The following is a 19,450-nucleotide window of genomic DNA, read 5'->3' as shown; positions in this document are numbered from 1 at the left end:
AGCACGAAACGTAGGCATTCCCGGGCTTCTGTTACACAACCTCCCGGTCGCTGTTACGGGCGGACCGCACGGTAGGGGACATGACCTCCGGCACGACCTCCGGCATGACCTCCCCTCTCCGTCTCCTCGCCGCCGGCTGCGCCGCCCTCGTCTGCGCGGGCGCGGTCGCCGGGTGCGCCGGCACGGACGGGCTGGGCGCCGCGGAACCCGCGCCCGCCGTGTCCGTGCAGCCGCGGCCCAAGGCGGTCTGGCACGCCTGGTCCGGTACGTCGTCGGCGTCCCCCGGCGCCGCGGCCTCCACCCGGCAGCGGCCGCCCGAGGCACTGAAGGGGCTGCCGAAGGTCGGCGCGAAGGGCCTCGAAGCCCTCGACGTACGGGCCGTCCTGCGCGCCGACCCGCGGATGAGGCCGCTCGCGGGCCTCGCGACGATCACCAGGCCCGGCGACGCCGGCCTCCGCCCGCCCCGCCACGTCGACCTCACCGGAGACGGCACCCCCGAACTCCTCGTCGCCGCCGACACCGAGAGCGGCCGCACCCTGCTCGCCGTCTACACCGCCCGCGCCGGCAAGGTCTACGACGTCCTCTTCACCGGCGGCCGGCAGGTCGCCGTCGAGACCCTCGGCCACGACCTGCTGCTCCGCTCGGTCTGCGCGGACGGCGCCCAGCAGGCCGTCCGCTTCCACTGGGACGGCGAACGCCTGTCGACCGTGACCGACGAGAAGAAGTACGGCTCCCGACTCCCCTACGGCGTCACCGAGTTGCCGACTCCCGCACACAGCCGGGACAGCGCGTCATGACCGGTCCCGGATTCAGGGCGGTCAGGTCCTACGTCAACGGGCTCGGCCTGCGCTGGAAGATCGCCGCGCTGCTCGCCACCGGGTGCGCGCTGGTCGCCGTCGCCATCGGACTGCTGGTGCATCACGCGCGCCTGGAGCAGGTGTCCGCCGGGGCGCGTGCGGAGGCGCTCGCGCAGTTGGTGCGGGTGCGGCAGGTGTACGAGCTGACGGGACAGGTCAGTCAGGACGGCATCGACGCCCGGCTCGACGCACACGACGTGCCGCGTCCGCTGGAACGGGCGGCGACCGCCGGGAAGCGGACCACGTACCTCGATCTGTCGTCCGCGCATCCGAGCGTGTGGGCGGCGCGGCCGATCGGCGGCCATGTGCTGTCCGTGCACAAGCCGCTCGGCGAAGAGGCCGCCGAGATGGGCGCGTTCGACCGGCATCTGCTGGTGTCGGGCGTGGTCGTGGTGGCGTTGGCCGCGCTCGGCGGGGCGGCGCTGTCCAGCCGGCTGAGCCGGGAGCTGCGCACGGCGGCGGCGACGGCACGGCGGATCAGCGCGGGTGATCTCGACGCCCGGATCGGGCGGCCCGGCATGCCCCACACGAAGAACGAGGTCGCCGAACTCGCCGCCGCCGTCGACACGATGGCCGTCTCGTTGCAGCAACGACTCGAAGCGGAGCGGAGGTTCACCGCCGACGTCGCGCACGAGCTGCGGACGCCGCTGACCGGGTTGCACACCGCGGCGGAACTGCTGCCGCCGGGGCGGCCGGCCGAGTTGGTGCGGGACCGGGTGGGGGCGTTGCGGACGCTCACCGAGGATCTGCTGGAGATCGCCCGGCTGGACGCGGCGGTGGAGGAGCCGGAGCTGGAGGTGCGGGCGGTGGGGCCGATGGTCGCCGGGTTCGTCCAACAGGCGCCGGTGGGCGTCGAGTTCAGTGGCGGACACGACGGGACGCTGGTGCGGACCGATGCGCGGCGGCTGGAGCGGATCGTGACCAACCTCGCCACCAACGCGGTGCGGCACGGGGTACCGCCGGTGGAGGTGCGGGTGGAGGGGGCCGTGGTGACCGTACGGGATCACGGGGGCGGGTTTCCGGAGGCGTTGCTTCGGGAGGGGCCGCGGCGGTTTCTGACGGGGGCGGTTGAGCGGGGGCAGGGGACCGGGCTGGGCCTGACCATTGTGATGGGGCAGGCCCAGGTGATCGGGGCGACTGTTTCGTTGTCGAATGCGGAGGAGGGGGGTGCGGTCGCTACCGTCGTGCTGCCTGAGGTTCGGTAGCGCGGCTGACGGCCGGTGGGGGCTGGTCGCGCAGTTCCCCGCGCCCCCCAGACGGGGCTACGCCCCGTACGGGCGGCTCGCCCTTGCGTCTCTCAGACCCTTCCCCCACCACACCAACTGGTCCAGCATCGTCTTCGCCGCCGCCTCCGGGCCCGACGGGTCCTTCAGGTGGCCGGTGTCGTCGAAGGATGCGCCCGCGTTGTGGAAGGACACCGTGTCCCGGACCGTCACCGCGTGCAGTTCCGCGAAGACCTGCCTCAGGTGTTCGGCCGCGCGCAGGCCGCCCGCCATGCCGCCGTACGAGACGAGGCCGACCGGCTTGGTCTGCCACTCCGTGTAGTGCCAGTCGACGAGGTTCTTCAGGGCGGCCGGGAAGGAGTGGTTGTACTCGGGGGTGAGGACGACGAAGGCGTCGGCGCCCTCCAGCTTCGGGGTGACGTCGGCGAGGGCGGCGGTCGCCTCGGGGGTCGGGGTCAGGCTCGTGGGGAGGTGGACGTCGGCCACGTCGACGACCTCCGGGATCAGGTCGTCCCGGTCGCGCATCCGGTCGAGGAGCCAGTCGGCGACGACGGGGCCGAAACGGCCGTGCCGGTTGCTGCCGACGACGAGGGTGACATGGAGTGGGGCGTCGGAGAGGAGCGTGTCTGTGATGGGCATGCGGTACAGGCTGATACCTCAAGTTTGGTCGAGGTCAAGTCCTCGTCCCGAGAGGCGGGTCACCCGGTCGCACGCGCGCTCTGCGCCCTTCGGGTTCTCTTCCGCGGTCCCCTTGCCGTACGGCGGTGACCTGCTGAAACTCCGGACGACAGGGCCCCCTTTACGCCGATCTGACACCCATTCACCGTATTTCTGACACTCCCTCAGGAAGCGCGCTCGGCCCGCTGCCACTTACCTCGGAAGGGCAGGGGACACCGAATCGCTCGAAGGAGCACCGATGCGCCGTACCGCCCGTCTGCTCACCGGCACCGCGCTCGCCGTCGCGGCCGCTGGGCTGGCAACAGCGCCGGTGTACGCCGCCGACGGCGGGACCCTGGAGGTGTACCCCTCCTCGGTGGCGCCGGGCGGGCAGGTCACGGTCAACACGGCGGCCTGTGGCGACGACGGTACGGCGGAGGGCGACGCGAGTGCGGTCGGTGCCGGGCGGTTCACGCTCGCGCCGAGCACGCACGAGCAGGACGCGATCGGGCAGTTCGCGGTGCCGGAGAGCGCGCAGCCGGGGACGTACGAGATCGTCGCGACCTGCGCGGAGGGCGGGAAACGGGTCACCGGCGACCTCGTGGTGACGATGACGTCGACGCGGCAGCAGGTGTATCCACGAGGAAGTGTGAAGACGGGGGTCGGTGGCGCTCTGGGCCCCGACCCCGTGCAGACCGCGGCCGGCGTGGCGGCTCTTGCCGTCGCCGCCGCGGGCGGTACCTGGCTCCTGCATCGCCGGGCGAGAGGCGACGGGATCTGACGGACACCCTCCGCTGTCCGTCCGCCGGTACCGCATGTCCCTCCCCCTCCGGGTCCGACGCCCCTCGCGGCCCGGAGGGGGGCGGGTCCACCGTCCAGGAGGCTCGTTGTGCGCAGCTTCAGCAGGGCCGGCCGGGCCGGCAACCTCGTCATAGCGGCCGTCACCCTGGTCGCCCTGTGCACAGGCGCGTGGCTGCTGCGCAGCGGCGCCGAGACGCACGCACCGCCGCAGCCGGCCGCGTCCGAGGCCCGCGCCGGTCACGCCGACCCGCGCTCGGCCCCCGCGCTGCCGCCCTCCCCGCCCGACCGCATCCGCATCCCCTCGATCCGGGTGGACGCGCCCCTGATGGGCCTCGGGCTCACCCCGACCGGCAGCCTCGACGTCCCGCCGTCCGCGAAGAAGAACCTCGCCGGCTGGTACGAGGCCGGCACGACCCCCGGTGAGACCGGCACCGCGATCATCGCCGGGCACGTCGACAACGCCGACGGCCCCGCTGTCTTCTACGACCTCGGCGCCCTGAAGAAGGGCAGCACCATCGAGACGGAACGCCGCGACGGCACCACGGCGGTGTTCTCCGTCGACGCCGTCGAGGTCTACGACACCGAGGACTTCCCCGACCAGAAGGTGTACGGAGCGGCCCGCCGCCCCGAGCTGCGGGTGATCACCTGCGGCGGCGGCTACTCACGCTCGACCGGCTACCAGGGAAACGTGGTCGTCTTCGCGCACCTCACGGGGAGCCGCTGACCACGGCCTTGGCGATGGTGCGGGCGCACTCCAGTGACTCGGTGTGCCCGGTGTCGACCTCGACGTCGTAGACCACGCCCTGGTGGACCAGTTCCGCCTGCCGCTCCGCCATCCCCCGTACCCGGTCGCCGCGGGCGATCTCGCGGCCCGCGGCCACCGTCGCCTCGCAGCGGACGCCGACCCAGAGGACGTCGAGGCCGTCGAGGACCCGGCGCCATCTCTCCTGTGTCGCCGCGCCGCCGAGGAACACGTCGTCGATGATCAGCCGGGCGCCGGAGTGTGCCATCGCGGCGATCCCGCGGGCCCAGGCCGCTTCCATCGCCATGAACTCCGGGCCGACCTCCACCCCGCCGTCGGCGGCGAACTCGATGCCGACCCCCTGGCCGGGCATCGCCTCGATCAGCGAGTCGACGCCGAAGGTCAGCCACGGGTCCGGCAGCACCGCCTGAAGACACCGCGCGATCCCGGACTTGCCGGAGCTGGAGCCGCCGTTGAGCACGATCACCTGGGTCGCCATCACGTCACCGTAGAGGAAGCGCGCGAGGCCATCCCACTCGTTTTCCTCAGGCCACCCACTGCTCCCACGCCATTTTCGCCACCAGCGCGAACACCACGGTCAACAGCACGACCCGGACGAACCCGCTGCCCTTCTTCAGCGCGGTGTGCGCCCCCAGCGTCCCGCCCGCCAGGTTGAACACGGCCATGAGCGCGGCCAGCTGCCAGAGCACCGCGCCCTGCCAGGCGAACATGGCCAGCGCGCCGGCGTTCGTACAGCAGTTGACGATCTTCGCGGTGGCCGAGGCGGTGACGAGGTCGAGGTGGAGGACCGCGGTGAGGGCGAGGACCAGGAAGGTGCCGGTGCCGGGGCCGACCAGCCCGTCGTAGAAGCCGATGCCGAGGCCCGCGAGGCCGATCGCGGCGAGGACCTGGCGGCGGGTGGCCGGGCCGGTCGCGGGCGCCGTACCGAACGCGGGGCGGAGGATGACGAAGGTCCCCACCCCGACCAGTACCACCATGATCACCGGCTTGAGCACCTCCGTGCTCATCCCGGCCGCGAAGAAGGCTCCCGCCGAGGAGCCCGCGAGGGCGGCCAGGCCGATACGGACGGCGAGGCCCACGTCGACGGGGGCCTTGCGGGCGTACGTCACCGCCGCGCCCGACGTGCCCACGATGGCGACCGCCTTGTTGGTGCCGAGGGCGTGGGCGGCCGGGGTGCCGGGCGGGAGGCCGAGGAGGAGGGCCGGGAGCAGGAGCAGGCCTCCGCCGCCGACCACGGCGTCGATCCAGCCGGCCGCCAGGGCGGCCAGGCACAGGACGACGACGGTGGTCAGGGGTATGTCGGGCATGAGCGCGACCTTATGGATGGGATACGTGCAGCGTCCAATCACCCGGGACGCAACCGGGCTCCGGCCGGCCCGCTGTGGCCCACGACACCCTCCTCACAGCGCGCCCCCGACGCCCGTCCCGAACCCTCACATCCGCACCCCGGCGGTGGGGAGGGCAGCGTTCCTCGCGGGAAACAGATGCGATGCGGTCGGGTAACACCGGCACCGCACGCTCCTAGACATGACCTCGAATACGCGTGTGGTGGTGATCGGCGCCGGCCTCGCGGGCGTCCGTCTCGCCCGGCGGCTCGGCGAGCTCGGCACGCCCGTGACGCTGATCGGCGAGGAGGAGCACCGCCCGTACAACCGGGTGCTCCTCGCCGAAGTGCTGGCCGGGCGCTACAGCCCCGACGTGATAGCGCTGCCCGCGCCGGCGGAGCTCACCCGCGCCCGGGTCACCGGCATCGACCGCGAGGCCCGGACCGTCGAGTGCGCGGACGGCTCGAAGATCGCATACGACACGTTGGTCCTCGCGACCGGCTCCAACCCGGTGCTGCCGCCACTGCGCGGACTCTTCAACCCGGACCACGTCCTGCCGGAGGGCGTCCACGCCTTCCGCACCATGGACGACTGCCTGGGCCTGTCCAAGCAGGTGCGGCCGGGCGTGAAGGCGGTCGTGATCGGCGGCGGGCTGCTCGGCGTCTCCGCCGCCCGGGCGCTCGCCCAGCGCGGCGCCCAGGTGGTCCTCGCCCAGCAGGGCGAGCGGCTCATGGAGCGCCAGCTCGACCCGAGCGCCTCGAAGCTGGTCCAGCGGCACCTGAAGGACCTCGGCGTGGAGATCCACACCGAGTGCCGGGTGCGGGACGTCCGTGTCGTCGGCGGCGCGGTCCGCTCGGTCGAGATGGCCGACGGATACGCCCTCGACGCCGACCTAGTTGTCCTGGCCTGCGGCGTCCACCCGCGCGCGGGCCTGGCCTGGAACGCCGGTCTGGAGATCCGCAAGGGCATCGTCGTCGACGACGAACTGCGCACCTCCGACCCGCACATCCACGCCATCGGCGACTGCGCCCAGCACGACGGAGTGCTGTACGGGCTGGCCACTCCGGCCCTCGAACAGGCCGACGTGCTTGCCGAGTTGCTGGCCGGTCGGGCGAACGCCCGGTACACCGGCACCCGTTCGCTGACCCGGCTCACCCTGGCCGGTGCGAACTCCCCCTTCGACCTCGCCGCGTTCGGCGAGACCGAGCCGCGGCCCGGGGACGACGTCGTCCAGCTCACGGACGCCACCCGCGGCACCTACCGCAAGGTCGTCGTCCGCGACGACCGCCTGGTCGGCGGGGTTCTCGTCGGCGAACTCGGCACCGTCGGCGCGCTCGCCCGCGCCTGGGAGGGAGCAGAGCCGCTCCCCGACGACGGCCCCCTGCTCCACCTGCTCACCAACGATGGAGGCTCCTGATGACCGCCAGCCCGGAGGCCACGGAGGCCACCCCCACGATCGTCCTCGTCGGCCACGGCATGGTCGGCCAGCGCTTCCTGGAGGCGCTCGCCGAGCGCGGCCTGACCGCCACGCACCGCGTGGTCGTGCTGTGCGAGGAGCCGCGCCCGGCGTATGACCGCGTCGCCCTCACGTCGTACTTCTCGGGCAAGACGCCCGAGGACCTGTCCATGACGGACATGGAGTTCATCCAGGCGCACGGCATCGAGCTGTACGTCGGCGACCCGGCTGAGACCGTCGACCGCGAGGCGAAGAAGGTCACCGCGAAGTCCGGTCAGGTCTTCGACTACGACGTCCTCGTTCTCGCCACCGGCTCCTTCCCGTTCGTCCCGCCGGTCCCGAACAAGGACGCCACCGGCTGTTTCGTCTACCGCACGATCGAGGACCTCCTCGCGATCGAGGAGTACGCCAAGAACTCGACGACGGGTGCCGTGGTCGGCGGCGGTCTGCTGGGACTTGAGGCGGCCGGCGCCCTGAAGGGGCTCGGACTGACCTCCCACATCGTGGAGTTCGCGCCGCGCCTGATGCCGGTGCAGGTGGACGAAGGTGGTGGCGCGGCCCTCCTGCGCACCATCGAGGAGATGGGTCTGAGCGTCCACACCGGGGTCGGCACGCAGGAGATCGTGGTCGACGAGTCCGGCGCGGTCACCGGCATGAAGCTGTCCGACGGCTCCGAACTCGCCACCGACCTCGTGGTGTTCAGCGCCGGTGTCCGCCCCCGCGACCAGCTGGCCCGCGACTGCGGTCTCACGGTCGGCGAGCGCGGCGGCATCACCGTCGACGAGCAGTGCCGCACGGTCAGCGACCCGAGCGTCTTCGCCATCGGCGAGTGCGCGCTGGCCGCCGACGGCCGGGTGTACGGCCTGGTCGCCCCCGGTTACGAGCAGGCCGAGACGGCCGCCGCGACCATCGCCGCCGACGAAGCCGCCTTCACCGGCGCCGACCTCTCCACCAAGCTGAAGCTGCTCGGCGTCGACGTCGCCTCCTTCGGTGACGCGCACGGCGCGACCGAGGACTGCCTGGACGTCGTCTACTCCGACTCCCGCGCCGGCCTGTACAAGAAGCTGGTCATCGGCCGCGACGGCACGCTGCTCGGCGGCATCCTGGTCGGCGACGCGGAGGCGTACGGCACGCTGAAGGCGTTCACCGGCTCGGTCCCGCCGGTCTCGCCGGAGTCGCTGGTGCTGCCCGCCGGTGCCGGTGAGTCCGTCCAGCTCGGCCCGTCCGCCCTGCCGGACGACGCGATCATCTGCTCCTGCAACAACGTCCGCAAGGGCACCATCCGCGCCGCGGTCACCGACCACCAGTGCACCACGGTGCCCGAGGTGAAGAAGTGCACCAAGGCCGGTACGACGTGCGGCAGTTGCGTCAAGGTCCTCGGCCAGCTGGTCAACGCCGAGCTGGAGGCGTCCGGCGTCGAGGTCGACAAGGGCCTGTGCGGCTGCTTCGGGCAGACCCGCGAGGAGCTGTACGAGATCGTCCTCGCCCTGCGCATCAACACCTACCAGGACCTCCTCGACCGGTACGGCCGCGACGAGGCCAGGGGCGGCGACGGCTGCGAGATCTGCAAGCCGGCGGTCGCCTCGATCATCGCCTCCCTCGCCCCGACGATCGGCGCCGACGTCTACGTCCTCGACGGCGAGCAGGCCGCCCTCCAGGACAGCAACGACCACTTCCTGGCCAACCTCCAGAAGAACGGCTCCTACTCGGTCGTCCCGCGCATCCCCGGCGGTGAGATCACCCCGGAGGGCCTGATCGTCATCGGCGAGATCGCCCGCGACTTCGGCCTCTACACGAAGATCACCGGCGGCCAGCGGATCGACATGTTCGGCGCCCGCGTCGAACAACTCCCGCTGATCTGGACGAGGTTGGTGGACGCCGGCTTCGAGTCCGGCCACGCCTACGGCAAGTCGCTGCGCACGGTGAAGTCCTGCGTCGGCCAGACCTGGTGCCGGTACGGCGTCCAGGACTCGGTCCGCATGGCGATCGACCTGGAGCTGCGCTACCGGGGACTCAGGTCGCCGCACAAGTTGAAGTCGGCGGTCTCGGGCTGCGCCCGCGAGTGCGCGGAGGCCCAGTCGAAGGACTTCGGCGTCATCGCGACCTCCGGCGGCTGGAACCTGTACGTCGGCGGCAACGGCGGCGCCACCCCGCGCCACGCCGACCTCCTCGCGCAGGACCTCTCCGACGCCGAACTCATCAAGCTCATCGACCGGTTCCTGATGTTCTACATCCGCACCGCCGACCGCCTGGAGCGCACCTCGACCTGGCTGGAGCGCATCCCGGGCGGCCTGGACCACGTCCGTGACGTGGTCGTCGAGGACTCCCTCGGTATCTGCGAGGAGCTGGAGAGCCTGATGGCCAACCACGTCTCGCACTACCGCGACGAGTGGGCCGACACCATCAACGACCCCGAGAAGCTCGCCCGGTTCGTGTCCTTCGTGAACGCCCCCGACACCCCCGACCCGGTCGTCGGCTTCGTCCCCGAGCGCGACCAGATCAAGCCCGACCTGCCGCTGCTGTCCATCGGCATCCGCCCTGCTGAAGACGTCCTGGAAGGAACCGCCCAGCGATGACCCTGGCACCCGAGACCACCGACCTGAAGGTCCAGTTGCAGCTCGACGACAGCTGGTTCACGGTCTGCGACCTGAACGTCCTGCTGCCGGGCCGCGGGGTCGCGGCCCTGCTGCCCGACGGCCGCCAGGTGGCCCTGTTCCGCGACCGCGCGGGCAAGCTGTACGCCATCGACAACCGCGACCCGTTCGGCGGCGCGGCGGTCCTCTCCCGCGGCCTGACCGGCTCGCTCCAGGGACGGCCCTTCGTGGCCTCGCCCCTGCTGAAGCAGCGGTTCGACCTGGAGACCGGGGAGTGTTTGGACGACGAGACCGTGCGGATCGCGACGTACGAGGTGCGGGCCGCGTAGCCCCGCCGCGAGATTTCTTGACCGACCGTTCTCGAACGTCCTAGGCTGCTCCCCATGGCCAGGACCAAGGAGTTCGACCCCGAGGCCGCGCTGCAGGCAGCTCTGGAGCTGTTCTGGCGGCGCGGCTACGAGGCGACGTCGATGGCCGACCTCGTCGACCACCTCGGCATCGGCCGCGCCAGCATCTACGCGACCTTCGGCAACAAGCACGAGCTGTATCTGAAGGCGCTGGAGCGCTATCAGGAGCGACTGCCGGACCTGCTCGGGGAGTTGTCCCAGCCGGGTCCGGTGCTGCCGGCCGTCCGCGCGCTCGTCCGCCGGTACGCGGACGAGGCCACCGCCGAGAACCTGCGCCTGAACGGCTGCTTCATCACCAACACGGCGGCAGAGCTGGCCCCGCACGACCCGGCCGCGGCCCGTCAGGTCGAGCGGAACTGGGACCACCTGGAGACGGTGCTGCACTCGGGCCTGGTCCGCGCCCGGGCGCAGGGCGAACTGCCCGAGGACCGCGACCCGTTGACCCTCGCGCGCATGCTGCTGGTGCTGCTCCAGGGCCTCAAGGTGGTGGGCAAGGCCTCGCCCGACCCCGCCCGGGTGCGGGACGCGGCGGAACAGGCGCTGGCCCTGCTGGACTGAGAGCCGCCGCTTTTTATTTGACGCCATATTGAACCGATCGGTCAAGAACAAGGGGAGATCATGACCAGCCGCTTCCACGACAGGACCGCTCTCGTCACCGGCGCGGGCTCGGGTATCGGCCTCGCGATCGCCTCGGCGCTGGCCGCGGAGGGGGCGCAGGTCGTCGTGGCCGGACGCCGTCGGGAGCCGCTGGAGGAGACCGTACGGCTGATCGAGGAGGCCGGCGGCAAGGCCCTCGCGGTCACCGCGGACGTCACCGACGCCGCCGACGTCCAGGCCCTCGTCGACGCGGCGGTGGACCGGTTCGGCTCGCTGGACGTGGCCGTCAACAACGCGGGCGTCTTCCGCGGCGGACAGCCGCTCGCCGAGTTGCCGGAGGCCGACTGGCACGAGCAGCTCGGCGCCAACGTCACCGGCGTCTTCCTCGCCCTCCAGGCGGAGGTCCGCCAGATGCGCACCCAGCCCTCGGGCGGCGCGATCGTCAACATCGCCTCGATCTTCGGCGTCCACGCCCGCCACCCCGGCGCCGCCGCCTACGCCGCCACCAAGGCCGCCGTGTCCGTCCTGACCCGGGGCGCGGCCCTGGACCACATCCGCGACGGCGTCCGGATCAACGCGGTCAGCCCCGGCGCGGTGGAGACCCCGATGTCGCTGCGCCCGGGCGAGACGGAGACGGAACGCACCGAACGCGCCGCCGACACCCTGCCGTTGGGCCGCATCTCCACCACGGAGGAGATCGCGGCGGCGGTCCTCTACCTGGCCTCGGACGACGCGTCGTCGGTGGTGGGCACGGATCTGGTGGTGGACAGCGGGGCGGCTGCCTGAGACGTCAGACCGCCTTGAGGACGTCGTACGTCACCCCGGTGAGCTCCTCGGAAGCGGCCCACAGCAGCTCCCCCGCACGGTCGTTCACCGTCCAGGGTGCCCGCCAGGACGGTCCGGGGGCGCCGCGCCAGCCCGCGAGGGAGGGGCCGGTGAAGGAGTCGGGCGGGACGTCCGGGGCGGTGGCCGCGTACAGCGTGGGCAGGGCGCCGGCCTCCGCAGACTGGGCGAAGAACCTGTTGCCGACCGCCATGAACCGCTCGACGAACCGCCGCCCCGCCATCCGCGGCCCGGTCTCCTGGAGGTTGGTCGCCGCGTACCCCGGATGCGCCGCGGCGGCCACCACGTCCGCGCCGTGCCCAGCGAGCCGGCGGGCCAGCTCGTGGGTGAAGAGCAGGTTGGCGGTCTTGGAACGGGCGTAGGCCACCCAACGCCGGTAGCGGCGCTCGCTGTTGAGGTCGCCGAGGTCGATGTTGGCCATCGCGTGCGCGCCACTGGAGACCGTCACCACCCGGGCGCCGGGAGTGTCGAGGAGCATGGGCAACAGCAGCCCGGTGAGGGCGAAGTGCCCGAGGTGGTTGACGCCGAACTGCGTCTCGAACCCGTCCACTGTGGTGCCGTACGGCAGCGCCATCACGCCCGCGTTGTTGACGAGCAGGTCGAGGCGGTCGTACGGGAAGCTCCGCGCGAAGTCCCGTACCGAGGCGAGGTCCCCGAGGTCGAGCCGGGTGAACTCCACGTCGGCGCCCGGCACTTCGGTGACGAGCCGGTCCCCGGCCTCGGTGCCGCGCGCCTCGCTGCGGCAGGCCAGCACCACCCGGGCGCCCCGGCGGGCCAGCTCCCGCGCGGTGACGTACCCGAGTCCGCTGTTGGCGCCGGTGACCACGGCCGTGCGCCCGCTCTGGTCGGGGATGTCCTTCTCGCTCCAGCCGGACATGGCCGGCCTCCCTCCACCGATGACTTGGGCTCAGCCTACGAGCGGGGCCGCTGCTGGTCATGTGAGCCGTACGCCCGATTCACGCCTTGTCCATGACACGTCAATCCCATGACCCTAGGGTCCGTCACCGCGCGACCCCGCCGCCGACCGGCGGCGGGGCTGTCACGACACCCCTATGGAGTGAGCGTGGAACGTCGTACCTTCCTCCGTGCGACCGTCGTCGGCGGGGCCTCCGCCGCCTTCGGCGGCTCCCTGTGGCACGGTGCCGCATACGCCGCCCCCGCCCAGCCCGGCACCGGCCCCTACGGGGCGCTCGGTTCGCCGGACGCCAACGGCATCCGGCTGCCCGCCGGGTTCAGCAGCCGCGTCATCGCCCGCTCGGGACAGACGGTGAGCGGGACGTCGTACGCCTGGCACAGCGCCCCCGACGGCGGCGCCTGCTACGCGGACGGCACGGGCTGGATCTACGTCTCCAACTCGGAGATCAACCCGAGCGGCGGGGCGAGCGCGGTGAAGTTCTCGTCGGCCGGCGCCATCACGGGCGCGTACCGCATCCTGTCCGGCACCCGGCAGAACTGCGCGGGCGGCAGGACGCCGTGGAACACCTGGCTGTCCTGCGAGGAGGTGGACCGCGGCTTCGTCTACGAGACGGACCCGTGGGGGGTGAACGCGGCGGTGCAGCGGCCGGCGATGGGCCGCTTCAAGCACGAGGCGGCGGCCGCGGACCCGGTGCGCAAGGTGATCTATCTGACCGAGGACGAGACGAACGGCCGCTTCTACCGTTTCGTGCCGACCACTTGGGGCGATCTGTCGTCCGGCACGCTCCAGGTGCTGGTGGCGGGCACGGCGACCTCCGGCTCCTACACCTGGACGACGATCCCCGACCCCGACGGCTCCCCCACGACCACCCGCACCCAGGTCTCGGGCTCCAAGTCCTTCAACGGCGGCGAGGGTTGCCACTACGCCGACGACAAGGTGTGGTTCACGACGAAGGGCGACAACCGCGTCTGGCAGCTCAACCTGACCTCCAGCACCTACGAGTTGGCGTACGACGACTCCCTGGTCACCTCCGGCACGGCCCCGCTCACCGGCGTCGACAACGTCACCGGCTCCTCCTCCGGCGACCTCTACGTCGCCGAGGACGGCGGCAACATGGAGATCTGCCTCATCACCCCGGACGACGTGGTCGCCCCCTTCCTCCGCATCGACGGCCAGTCGTCCTCGGAGATCACGGGCCCGGCCTTCTCCCCGGACGGCACCCGCCTGTACTTCTCCAGCCAGCGGGGGACGACGGGAAGCTCGTCGGGCGGCATCACGTACGAAGTGACGGGCCCGTTCCGGGCGTAACCGCACATCGGTCACGGATCGAACACTTCACCTTCACAAGCGAAGGTGCGCTCATACGGTCATCCCCTCACGCAACGCCTCTGGGGGGACCCCATGACCAACCCGTACACCACGCCGTCCGCTTCCGGCCCCGCCCCCAAGTGGGCCCGGAAGCGGTACGTGCTGCCCGCCCTCGCGCTCGCCCTCTTCGTCGGCGCCGGCATAGGCGCCGGCGGCGGGGACACGACGGACGACGCGAAGCCCGCGGCGGCCAAGCCGGCACCGACGGTCACCGTGACGGCCACGGCCACGGCGATCGAGACCGCCGAGCCGGAACCGGCGGCCACCGTGACCGCGACGGAGACCGTGAAGGTCACGAAGACGGTCACGGCGCGGGCCGAGGCGGACACCGGTTCCGACTCCGACTCCGGTGGCGACGCCGGGAGCGTCTACTACGCCAATTGCAGTGAAGCCCGTGCCGCCGGCGCCGCTCCCATCTATCGCGGTGAGCCCGGTTACGCCTCTCACCTGGACCGGGACAACGACGGGGTCGCCTGCGACAGTTGATCCGGCGTCAGGCTTGCGGAGAGCTACCGTCCGGTCACGTCACGTTCTCATCACGGGTCCTTCATACCGCCTCCACAAGAGCGGTCCCTCAATAGGTTCGTCACCTCATATCTGACCGATCGTCACTTCTTGATCACGCGTCCGGATATCCGCACGACCCCGGAAGGACCCGCAGTGAAGCTGCTCCGCAAGCCCGGCGCCCTCGTCGTCGCCGCGCTGGCCCTGGCCGTACTCCCGTCGGCCGCCTCGGCCCACGACGGCGACCACCCGTTCGACAACTGCACCGACGCCTACGCCGCCGGATACGCGAACATCGAAAAGGGCGACGAGCATTACGGCACCCACCTGGACCGCGACGGCGACGGCATCGGCTGCGACCAGCCGCCCGCGGACTTCGTCGCCGCCGACGACAAGGCGGCCGGGACGGAGACGGAGCAGAAGACCGACGGGAAGCAGACCGCCTCCGACGACCTCGCCGAGACCGGCGGCGACGACACCACCCCGTACCTCGCGGCCGGCAGCGTGGTCGCCCTGGTCGCGGGCAGCGGCGTCCTCCTGGCGGCACGCAGGCGCCGGGCTCCGGCGGACCGCCCGTAGAAGGCCGAAGGAGCGGCACCCCCGCACAGGGTGCCGCTCCTTCTTGGTGATCCGGAGTCGCCGCCCATCGGTGTTGAGGGTCGGGGACGGACGACGACTCCGGCATCAGTGGGCGCCCCAAAGGGGCGCGGGGAACTGCGCGACCAGCCACGACGGCGCCGCAGACACCTGACGGCACATTGCGGCACTTCCGGCGGAGCGCCTAGCGGTGGTCGCTGCCCACGGACTCGGAGGCCGCGCGGCCCGCTTCCAGGCGGGCCACCGGGATGCGGAACGGGGAGCAGGAGACGTAGTCCAGGCCGACCTCGTGGAAGAAGTGGACCGACTCCGGGTCGCCGCCGTGCTCGCCGCAGACGCCGAGCTTGAGGTCGGGGCGGGTGGCGCGGCCGGCCTCGGCGGCCAGCTTCACCAGGGACCCCACGCCGTCCTTGTCGATCGTCTCGAACGGCGACACCCCGAAGATGCCCTTCTCCAGGTAGGCCGTGAAGAAGCTCGCCTCCACGTCGTCCCGGCTGAAGCCCCACACCGTCTGGGTGAGGTCGTTCGTGCCGAAGGAGAAGAACTCCGCCGCCTCGGCGATCTGACCGGCGGTGAGCGCGGCGCGCGGCAGCTCGATCATCGTGCCGATCGACAGCTTGAGCGACGTCCCGGTCGCGGCCTCGACCTCCGCGATCACCGCGTCGGCCTCCTCGCGGACGATCTCCAGCTCCTGGACCGTGCCGACGAGCGGGATCATGATCTCGGCGCGCGGGTCACCCTTGGCGTTCCTGCGCTCGGCGGCGGCCTCGGCGATGGCCCGTACCTGCATGGTGAACAGGCCGGGGATGACCAGCCCCAGACGCACACCCCGCAGGCCCAGCATCGGGTTCTGCTCATGCAGGCGGTGGACCGCCTGGAGCAACCGCAGCTCGTTCTCGTGCGGCTCCTGACGGGACTCGGCGAGGGCCACACGGACCGACAGCTCGGTGATGTCCGGCAGGAACTCGTGCAGCGGCGGGTCCAGGAGACGGACCGTCACCGGGAGACCGTCCATCGCCGAGAACAGCTCGACGAAGTCCTTCTTCTGCAACGGCAGCAGCTCCGCCAGCGCGGACTCCCGCTCCTCCTGCGTGTCGGCGAGGATCAGCTTCTCGACCATCTCGCGGCGCTCACCGAGGAACATGTGCTCGGTACGGCACAGCCCGATGCCCTGCGCGCCGAAGCGACGGGCACGCAGCGCGTCCTCGGCGTTGTCCGCGTTCGCCCGGACGCGCAGCCGGCGCTTGCGGTCGGCGAACGCCATGATCCGGTGCACGGCCTCGACCAGCTCGTCGGCGTCCTGAGCACCCGCGTGCATACGGCCCTCGAAGTACTCCACGACCGGGGAGGGGACCACCGGGACCTCGCCCAGGTAGACCTTGCCGCTGGAGCCGTCGATGGAGATCACGTCGCCTTCCTCGACGACGTGCCCGCCCGGGACCGTCATCCGGCGCCGCTTGGTGTCGACCTCCAGCTCCTCGGCGCCGCAGACACAGGTCTTGCCCATGCCGCGCGCGACGACGGCCGCGTGGGAGGTCTTACCGCCGCGCGAGGTCAGGATGCCCTCGGCCGCGATCATGCCGTCGAGGTCGTCGGGGTTGGTCTCCCGGCGGACCAGGATGACCTTCTCGCCCGAGCGCGACCACTTCACGGCGGTGTACGAGTCGAAGACCGCCTTGCCGACCGCGGCACCCGGCGAGGCCGCGATGCCCCGGCCGATCTGCTCGACCTTGGCGTCCTCGTCGAACTTGGGGAACATCAGCTGGGCGAGCTGGGCGCCGGTGACCCGCTGGAGCGCCTCGGCCTCGTCGATCAGGCCCTGGTCCACGAGCTGGGTGGCGATACGGAAGGCCGCACCCGCCGTCCGCTTGCCGACGCGGGTCTGGAGCATCCACAGCTGACCGCGCTCGATCGTGAACTCGATGTCGCAGAGGTCCTTGTAGTGGTTCTCCAGCGTCTCCATGATCTGCATCAGCTGGTCGTACGACTTCTTGTCGATCTGCTCCAGCTCCGCGAGCGGCACGGTGTTGCGGATGCCGGCGACGACGTCCTCGCCCTGGGCGTTCTGGAGGTAGTCGCCGTAGACGCCCTGGTGCCCGGAGGCGGGGTCGCGGGTGAAGGCGACGCCGGTGCCGGAGTCGGGGCCGAGGTTGCCGAAGACCATGGAACAGACGTTGACGGCCGTGCCCAGGTCGCCGGGGATGCGCTCCTGGCGGCGGTAGAGCTTGGCGCGGTCGGTGTTCCAGGAGTTGAAGACCGCCTCGATGGCGAGGTCCATCTGCTCGCGCGGGTCCTGCGGGAAGTCCCGGCCGGCCTCGGTCTTGACGATCTTCTTGAACTTGGTGACGAGCTTCTTGAGGTCGGCCGCCTCCAGGTCGGTGTCGACCACGACCTTCTTGGCCGCCTTGGCGGCCTCGAGGGCCTCCTCGAAGAGCTCGCCGTCGACGCCGAGAACCGTCTTGCCGAACATCTGGATGAGGCGGCGGTACGAGTCCCACGCGAACCGCTCGTCGCCCGCCTGCTCGGCGAGGCCCTTCACCGACTTGTCGGAGAGGCCGATGTTCAGGACCGTGTCCATCATGCCGGGCATGGAGAACTTGGCGCCGGAGCGGACCGAGACGAGCAGCGGGTTGTCGGCCTGGCCGAGCTTCTTGCCCATCCGGGTCTCGAGGGCGTCGAGGTGCGCACTCACCTCGTCACGCAGTGCCACCGGCTCCGCGCCGCTCTCCAGGTAGACCTTGCAGGCTTCGGTCGTGATGGTGAAGCCGGGGGGAACGGGGAGTCCCAGGTTGGTCATCTCGGCGAGGTTCGCGCCCTTGCCGCCGAGGAGGTCCTTGAGGTCCTTGTTTCCCTCGGTGAAGTCGTAGACGAACTTCGCTACGTGGGGTTCTTTGTTTTCCGACACGGTTCTCGACTCCCTCGAGGACGCGGTGGCTGCCCTGACGACGGGGAACATACCCAGATCGAAGGCTCATGGGTACGTCCACTTGCGCGTCATGTGCTCGTAACCAGCCCTCTGCCAGCGGATCGAAAGTCAAAGCTTGGCAAGCAATCGGGTGATCATGTGTTCACTTCTTGAACGCGCACCACCCCGAAGGCCCCCCAGAACGCTCATGTGAGCGGCTTTCAACACGTCTGATTTCGATCGATGAACGATCAAGGGGTGGCACTGGGTGCCACCCCTTGGAGAAGTGCAGTCGCTCAAGATCCGCTCATCTGAGCGTCACCCCGATCAGAGGTGGCGAGAATCACGCCGCCACAGGCGGCCGGGTACCACCATGCGGACGTCACACACCCAGCGCCAGCAGCCGTTCCTCCACCCGCCCGGGCGCGTACAGATGCTCCACCACCAGGGCCCCCGCCCCCACCAGCCCGGCCCGCTCCCCGAGCCGTGAGGTGACGACGTCCAGATGGGCGGTGGAACGCGGCAGCGCCCGCTGGTACAGCAGCTCGCGCACCCCGGTGAGGAAGGGAGTTCCGGCCAGATCCCCGGCGATCATCAGCACCCCGGGGTTCAACAGCGTCACGACGGTCGCCAGTACGTCCCCGACCTGCCGCCCGGCCTCCCGGGCGAGCGCGGCGGCCTCCACGTGCCCGGCGGTCAGCAGGTCCCGCACATCCGAGCCCGAGGCCGCGGGTACGCCCTGCTCGGCCAGCCGCCGCGCCACGGCACCGCCGCTCGCGACGGCGGCTAGACAGCCGTACGACCCGCACCGGCACAGCGCCTCGGCGCCGACCCGGATGTGCCCGATGTCCCCGGCACCCCCGTCGATGCCGCGATAGATCGACCCGTCGACCACGACACCCGCGCCGATACCGGTGGACACCTTGACCAGCACGAAGGCCGAGCAGTCCGGGTGTCCGGTGCGCTGTTCGCCGTACGCCATGAGGTTGGCGTCGTTGTCGACGAGCACCGGCACCCGTCCGGCGCCCGTGTGCTCGCTGAAGGCTCTCGCCAGGCGCTCCCTTATGTCGTAGCCGTCCCAGCCCGGCATGATCGGCGGCTGGACGACCCGGCCGGTCTCGCTGTCGACCGGTCCCGGCACGGCGAGGCCGATGCCGCACACCTCGCCGGCCCGGTGCCCCGCCTTCTCCAGCAGCTCGGCGAACCAGCGGCCCAGCTCACCCAGCACCGCGTCCGGACCGTCCTCGATGACGAGGGTCCCGCTGTGCTCGGCGAGGATCTCGCCGGTCAGGGAGAGGACGGCGGCGCGGGCGTGCCGGGTGTCGAGGTCGGCGGCGAGGACGACGGCGTGGGAGTCGTCGAACTCCAGGGTGATGGAGGGCCGTCCACCGAGCGGGGAGTCCACCGGGCCCCCGGCCCCTTCGCGCAGCCAGCCGGCCCGGAACAGCCGGTCGAGGCGCTGGCCGACGGTGGCCCGGGACAGCCCGGTCACCTGTTGCAGGGCACCACGAGTCGTCGCTCGTCCGCTTCGCACCAGTTCGAGCAGTTCGCCGGCGCTCGCCTGAGCACGACCACTCATGCGCACCCCCTTGTGTTTCTCAAGCTTGCATTACATATTGAGTTTTGCGTGTTAAATA

General features: G+C 71.3%; 18 protein-coding genes. 12 read left to right on the top strand and 6 right to left on the bottom strand.

Annotation, left to right across the window (positions count from 1 at the left end; genetic code table 11):
• Positions 1 to 80 precede the first annotated feature (80 nt).
• Both IQ210_RS03260 and IQ210_RS47845 read left to right on the top strand, forming a co-directional pair.
• Positions 81 to 797: a hypothetical protein gene (locus IQ210_RS03260; RefSeq protein WP_194076670.1), complete on the top strand. Its 717-nt coding sequence runs from the start codon at positions 81 to 83 to the stop codon at positions 795 to 797.
• On the top strand, positions 794 to 2,062 hold the full coding sequence (locus tag IQ210_RS47845) for a sensor histidine kinase (RefSeq protein ID WP_194076668.1): 1,269 nt from the start codon (positions 794 to 796) through the stop codon (positions 2,060 to 2,062). Before IQ210_RS03260 ends, IQ210_RS47845 begins: the two co-directional genes overlap by 4 nt.
• Before the next feature lie 57 nt (positions 2,063 to 2,119).
• Here IQ210_RS47845 and IQ210_RS03250 read toward each other — a convergent pair whose 3' ends face one another.
• The gene (locus IQ210_RS03250; RefSeq protein ID WP_194076666.1) at positions 2,120 to 2,719 is read right to left on the bottom strand and encodes an NADPH-dependent FMN reductase; all 600 of its coding nucleotides are present in this window, start codon (positions 2,717 to 2,719) and stop codon (positions 2,120 to 2,122) included.
• Between the two features lie 277 nt (positions 2,720 to 2,996).
• Between IQ210_RS03250 and IQ210_RS03245 the strand changes: the two genes are divergently transcribed.
• Both IQ210_RS03245 and IQ210_RS03240 read left to right on the top strand, forming a co-directional pair.
• On the top strand, positions 2,997 to 3,518 hold the full coding sequence (locus tag IQ210_RS03245; RefSeq protein ID WP_194076664.1) for a hypothetical protein: 522 nt from the start codon (positions 2,997 to 2,999) through the stop codon (positions 3,516 to 3,518).
• 108 nt (positions 3,519 to 3,626) lie between these two features.
• The gene (locus IQ210_RS03240; protein ID WP_194076661.1) at positions 3,627 to 4,262 is read left to right on the top strand and encodes a class F sortase; all 636 of its coding nucleotides are present in this window, start codon (positions 3,627 to 3,629) and stop codon (positions 4,260 to 4,262) included.
• On the opposite strand, the gene cpt is transcribed toward IQ210_RS03240, so the two are convergent.
• Complete coding sequence (gene cpt / locus IQ210_RS03235) at positions 4,246 to 4,779, bottom strand: chloramphenicol phosphotransferase CPT (RefSeq protein WP_194076659.1); 534 nt, start codon at positions 4,777 to 4,779, stop codon at positions 4,246 to 4,248. The two genes, IQ210_RS03240 and cpt, sit on opposite strands and share 17 nt — an antisense overlap.
• Before the next feature lie 46 nt (positions 4,780 to 4,825).
• Positions 4,826 to 5,608 (bottom strand): sulfite exporter TauE/SafE family protein, encoded by a 783-nt coding sequence (locus IQ210_RS03230; RefSeq protein WP_194076656.1) that lies wholly within the window; start codon positions 5,606 to 5,608, stop codon positions 4,826 to 4,828.
• Between the two features lie 220 nt (positions 5,609 to 5,828).
• On the opposite strand from IQ210_RS03230, the gene IQ210_RS03225 reads away from it, so the two are divergent.
• Genes IQ210_RS03225 through IQ210_RS03205 form a run of 5 tightly spaced genes read left to right on the top strand, consistent with a single transcriptional unit; the run spans position 5,829 to position 11,466 of the window.
• The gene (locus tag IQ210_RS03225) at positions 5,829 to 7,043 is read left to right on the top strand and encodes an NAD(P)/FAD-dependent oxidoreductase (RefSeq protein ID WP_194076654.1); all 1,215 of its coding nucleotides are present in this window, start codon (positions 5,829 to 5,831) and stop codon (positions 7,041 to 7,043) included.
• Positions 7,043 to 9,658: a nitrite reductase large subunit NirB gene (gene nirB, locus IQ210_RS03220; RefSeq protein WP_194076652.1), complete on the top strand. Its 2,616-nt coding sequence runs from the start codon at positions 7,043 to 7,045 to the stop codon at positions 9,656 to 9,658. Before IQ210_RS03225 ends, nirB begins: the two co-directional genes overlap by 1 nt.
• Positions 9,655 to 10,005, top strand: coding sequence for a nitrite reductase small subunit NirD (gene nirD, locus IQ210_RS03215; protein WP_194076650.1), 351 nt, complete (start codon positions 9,655 to 9,657; stop codon positions 10,003 to 10,005). The genes nirB and nirD overlap by 4 nt, the downstream gene beginning before the upstream one ends.
• Positions 10,006 to 10,059: 54 nt before the next feature.
• Positions 10,060 to 10,641 carry a TetR/AcrR family transcriptional regulator gene (locus IQ210_RS03210; protein ID WP_194076648.1) on the top strand — a complete coding sequence of 194 codons (582 nt, stop codon included), beginning with the start codon at positions 10,060 to 10,062 and terminating at the stop codon, positions 10,639 to 10,641.
• A 60-nt stretch (positions 10,642 to 10,701) separates the two neighbouring features.
• Positions 10,702 to 11,466, top strand: a complete 765-nt coding sequence (locus IQ210_RS03205; RefSeq protein WP_194076647.1) for an SDR family NAD(P)-dependent oxidoreductase — start codon at positions 10,702 to 10,704, stop codon at positions 11,464 to 11,466.
• Between the two features lie 4 nt (positions 11,467 to 11,470).
• Here IQ210_RS03205 and IQ210_RS03200 read toward each other — a convergent pair whose 3' ends face one another.
• Positions 11,471 to 12,400, bottom strand: a complete 930-nt coding sequence (locus tag IQ210_RS03200; RefSeq protein ID WP_194076646.1) for an oxidoreductase — start codon at positions 12,398 to 12,400, stop codon at positions 11,471 to 11,473.
• Positions 12,401 to 12,586: 186 nt separating this feature from the next.
• Here IQ210_RS03200 and IQ210_RS03195 point away from each other — a divergent pair, with 186 nt between their 5' ends.
• From IQ210_RS03195 to IQ210_RS03185, 3 genes are all read left to right on the top strand, one after another.
• Positions 12,587 to 13,747 carry an alkaline phosphatase PhoX gene (locus tag IQ210_RS03195; RefSeq protein ID WP_194076645.1) on the top strand — a complete coding sequence of 387 codons (1,161 nt, stop codon included), beginning with the start codon at positions 12,587 to 12,589 and terminating at the stop codon, positions 13,745 to 13,747.
• Positions 13,748 to 13,840: 93 nt separating this feature from the next.
• The gene (locus IQ210_RS03190) at positions 13,841 to 14,293 is read left to right on the top strand and encodes an excalibur calcium-binding domain-containing protein (RefSeq protein WP_194076644.1); all 453 of its coding nucleotides are present in this window, start codon (positions 13,841 to 13,843) and stop codon (positions 14,291 to 14,293) included.
• Between the two features lie 174 nt (positions 14,294 to 14,467).
• Entirely contained in the window at positions 14,468 to 14,890 is a 423-nt protein-coding gene (locus IQ210_RS03185) for an excalibur calcium-binding domain-containing protein (RefSeq protein WP_194076643.1), read from the top strand.
• A 202-nt stretch (positions 14,891 to 15,092) separates the two neighbouring features.
• Here IQ210_RS03185 and ppdK read toward each other — a convergent pair whose 3' ends face one another.
• A complete protein-coding gene (gene ppdK / locus IQ210_RS03180) occupies positions 15,093 to 17,813 on the bottom strand; it encodes a pyruvate, phosphate dikinase (RefSeq protein WP_194076642.1) in 2,721 nt (906 codons plus the stop codon).
• A 382-nt stretch (positions 17,814 to 18,195) separates the two neighbouring features.
• The gene (locus tag IQ210_RS03175; protein ID WP_194076641.1) at positions 18,196 to 19,392 is read right to left on the bottom strand and encodes an ROK family protein; all 1,197 of its coding nucleotides are present in this window, start codon (positions 19,390 to 19,392) and stop codon (positions 18,196 to 18,198) included.
• Positions 19,393 to 19,450 lie beyond the last annotated feature (58 nt).

It is taken from the genome of Streptomyces justiciae (genome assembly GCF_015163075.1).
GTDB classification, from domain to species: Bacteria; Actinomycetota; Actinomycetes; order Streptomycetales; family Streptomycetaceae; genus Streptomyces; species Streptomyces justiciae.
This window is presented reverse-complemented; position numbering and strand designations above follow the sequence as displayed.

Coding starts and splice junctions, on each gene's coding strand:
- IQ210_RS03250 (WP_194076666.1), bottom strand. CDS start 2,719: ATGCCCATCACAGACACGCTCCTCTCCGACGCCCCACTCCATGTCACC.
- IQ210_RS03175 (WP_194076641.1), bottom strand. CDS start 19,392: ATGAGTGGTCGTGCTCAGGCGAGCGCCGGCGAACTGCTCGAACTGGTG.
- IQ210_RS03245 (WP_194076664.1), top strand. CDS start 2,997: ATGCGCCGTACCGCCCGTCTGCTCACCGGCACCGCGCTCGCCGTCGCG.
- IQ210_RS03205 (WP_194076647.1), top strand. CDS start 10,702: ATGACCAGCCGCTTCCACGACAGGACCGCTCTCGTCACCGGCGCGGGC.
- IQ210_RS03225 (WP_194076654.1), top strand. CDS start 5,829: ATGACCTCGAATACGCGTGTGGTGGTGATCGGCGCCGGCCTCGCGGGC.
- IQ210_RS03260 (WP_194076670.1), top strand. CDS start 81: ATGACCTCCGGCACGACCTCCGGCATGACCTCCCCTCTCCGTCTCCTC.
- nirB (WP_194076652.1), top strand. CDS start 7,043: ATGACCGCCAGCCCGGAGGCCACGGAGGCCACCCCCACGATCGTCCTC.
- IQ210_RS03190 (WP_194076644.1), top strand. CDS start 13,841: ATGACCAACCCGTACACCACGCCGTCCGCTTCCGGCCCCGCCCCCAAG.
- IQ210_RS03200 (WP_194076646.1), bottom strand. CDS start 12,400: ATGTCCGGCTGGAGCGAGAAGGACATCCCCGACCAGAGCGGGCGCACG.
- nirD (WP_194076650.1), top strand. CDS start 9,655: ATGACCCTGGCACCCGAGACCACCGACCTGAAGGTCCAGTTGCAGCTC.
- cpt (WP_194076659.1), bottom strand. CDS start 4,779: ATGGCGACCCAGGTGATCGTGCTCAACGGCGGCTCCAGCTCCGGCAAG.
- IQ210_RS47845 (WP_194076668.1), top strand. CDS start 794: ATGACCGGTCCCGGATTCAGGGCGGTCAGGTCCTACGTCAACGGGCTC.
- IQ210_RS03210 (WP_194076648.1), top strand. CDS start 10,060: ATGGCCAGGACCAAGGAGTTCGACCCCGAGGCCGCGCTGCAGGCAGCT.
- IQ210_RS03230 (WP_194076656.1), bottom strand. CDS start 5,608: ATGCCCGACATACCCCTGACCACCGTCGTCGTCCTGTGCCTGGCCGCC.